General features: G+C 39.8%; 2 protein-coding genes. Both read right to left on the bottom strand.

Annotated elements, in window-relative coordinates; all coding sequences use genetic code 11:
* Positions 1-400 precede the first annotated feature (400 nt).
* Positions 401-1,036, bottom strand: a complete 636-nt coding sequence (coq7, locus tag B4J23_RS01800; protein WP_004783823.1) for a 2-polyprenyl-3-methyl-6-methoxy-1,4-benzoquinone monooxygenase — start codon at positions 1,034-1,036, stop codon at positions 401-403.
* A gap of 3 nt (positions 1,037-1,039) precedes the next feature.
* Positions 1,040-2,359, bottom strand: a complete 1,320-nt coding sequence (locus B4J23_RS01795) for an MFS transporter (RefSeq protein ID WP_180104222.1) — start codon at positions 2,357-2,359, stop codon at positions 1,040-1,042.
* Positions 2,360-2,615 lie beyond the last annotated feature (256 nt).

Here is a 2,615-nt window from a genome sequence, read left to right as displayed (position 1 = left end):
TTTTATCTAAGTAGGGGATCTGTATTTGCCAAAAAACTGTTATTTACTTTTTCTTTTTATAAAAAATAACTAACAACACAATAATTGCGAATAGAATGCCAAGAATAATACCTGTTTCCATACGTCACCTTTAAAGCATTATTTTTTTGATAAATAGGTCATAGCTATTTAATAGTTATACCTGTCTCAATCGTTCTAGAATTTTAATAAATACGAGATGAAACCGGTTCGATTATAACAGCTGAATAAAAGAATAGAGTTTGATTAAAATGTAAACCGATATTCTGTTGGATAGATGGTTAAATTGATTGATCTGCACTCAAAAAAATCAATGAGTCATCTTGTTTAAGAATTCATGAGAATAAAAAAAGCCCTCAAAAAAGAGGGCTTCATTTGATACTTAAATATAATAACTGGTTTTAGTCATTAACTTGGAAATACCGGTCATGGCAATCTTGACTGGAAGGGGTAAATCTACGCCGCCTGCAGCCAAAGCTGTATCACGGTGATGCAATTCATCTTCATTCATCTGTTCCAGAATGCGACGTGAGCGTTCATCTTGTGCGGGCAGTTGATTAATATGATGCTGTAAATGCATACTCACTTGGCGTTCGGTTTCTGCAACAAAACCCAGACTGTATTTGTCCCCCGCAATGCCGGCAATTGCACCCATCCCAAAGGAAAGGCCGTACCAGACCGGATTGAGTAAACTGGTATGGCTATCCAGTTCTTGTAAGCGGTCTTCACACCAGGCCAGATGATCCTGCTCCTCAATTGCCGCCTGTTCCATTTCCCGACGTACATTTGGTAATTTCGCTGTTAATGCCTGTCCATGATAAAGCGCTTGGGCACAAACCTCACCACTATGATTTACGCGCATTAAACCAGCTACATGACGGGCATCACTTACGGTAAGCTGGGTTTCAACCGGTTTTGCTGGATTTTCCCGTTGTGAGGAAGTTGTTCCTGGAACAAGACTGCGTAATGCCTGGTCAAAAGAATGAATAAGCTTATCGACACCTGTATATTGACGCATGAATTAATCCTCCAAAGGGGCTTTTGCGGTTTTGATCATCGGTTTCAATCTATAGAGCAGCCATAAAGTAAACAGGCCACTCAACACAGCAGTAATACAGAAAAGTATTTTAAGATCAAACTCTAAAATGCTTAAAATAATAATTGAGAATATAGCAGAAGATACCATGAAAACGGCATTCAGGATGTTATTTGCTGCAACCACACGTGCACGATGTGAGCGGGGAGAATGCGCTTGCATCATGGCATACAGCGGCACGATATAAAAACCGCCACTAATGCCCAGTAAAGTTACCGCCAGCATCACATGATAATAGCTCCAGCCTTGCTGGAATACATCTGCCAAGCCAAGTAGAGCACCAGTACGTTCCGGGACAAAGGCAAGACTTGCTGCCAGATACAATGCAAAAACTACAAGACCAATAGCGCCAATAGGAACCATTTTAATATTGACCTCAGTACCACCTAATCTACGGCATAGATAAGAACCTAAACCGATCCCGACAGAGAAAAAGGTTAAAAGCAGACTGGCAACATTTTCAGAAGCATGCAGGTTTTGTAAGGTAAGCTGTGGAATCTGGGTCAAATAAGTCGCACCATAAAACCAGTACCAGGAGTTACCCAGCAGAATTAAAAAAACCAGCGGTAAACTTTTAGCATATTTAATGGTCTGAAAGCTGGTCCGGAAAAAGTTCCAGTCAATATTGATTTCGGGTGCTGGAATACTCTGCTTCAGAATATAACGACTGGAGAGATAGCCAACCACGGCAATACTTAACACCGTCAGGCTGATCCAGATCAGATTGCCTGTAGAAGCAGCAATGACTGCACCACCCAGAATCATACCGAATAAAATCGCTAATGAAGTGCCTGACTGAAATAGTGCGTTACCTGACATCAATTCATCCGGTTTTAATACTTCAGGCAAAATGGCATATTTAATCGGGCCGAAAAAAGTGGATTGAGTGCCCATTAAAAACAGGGCGAACAATAGAATCCATAAATGACCGAGTAGGAAACCAACAGTCCCCAGAATCATGATCACAATTTCAAAAATCTTTAAATAGCGAATCAGCTGGGAACGTTCATATTTGTCTGCAATCTGGCCTGCCGTCGCAGAGAAAATAAAATAAGGCAAAATGAACAATAGTGCGGCAAGGTTATTTAGTGTGCTAATACTGGCTGATTGTTGCTGAATCCAACCATAGGTAATCACCAGTAATAATGCCTGTTTAAAAACATTATCATTCAGTGCACCAAAAAACTGGGTCAGGAACATGGGTAAAAAGCGGCGGCTCGCTAACAAATGTTCATTGTTGTTCATATAAGACGTGCTACATTAAGATTTATTAAGAAATGTGAGATATACGTAAACATTGAGAAAAATCATGTAAGATACTTTCGTCCATGTAAAGGCAAAACCCAATAATTTAAGTTCTTTAGCTTATCTTTTTCGGTCAATTAATCAATTAAAGAATGTATTCGTTTAGAGTTTGCTATGCCTGCAAAGAAAAATTTTAAAAAAACGATGCTAAATCGCAGTATGGGGCCTCTCATACCACAGCATAGTGGTATGCAGC

The organism is Acinetobacter sp. UBA3025 (assembly GCF_002367915.1).
Classification (GTDB): Bacteria; Pseudomonadota; Gammaproteobacteria; order Pseudomonadales; family Moraxellaceae; genus Acinetobacter.
Note: the sequence above shows the minus strand (reverse complement) of the source record. Positions and strands in the feature narration are given on the sequence as shown.

Coding starts and splice junctions, on each gene's coding strand:
- coq7 (WP_004783823.1), bottom strand. CDS start 1,036: ATGCGTCAATATACAGGTGTCGATAAGCTTATTCATTCTTTTGACCAG.
- B4J23_RS01795 (WP_180104222.1), bottom strand. CDS start 2,359: ATGAACAACAATGAACATTTGTTAGCGAGCCGCCGCTTTTTACCCATG.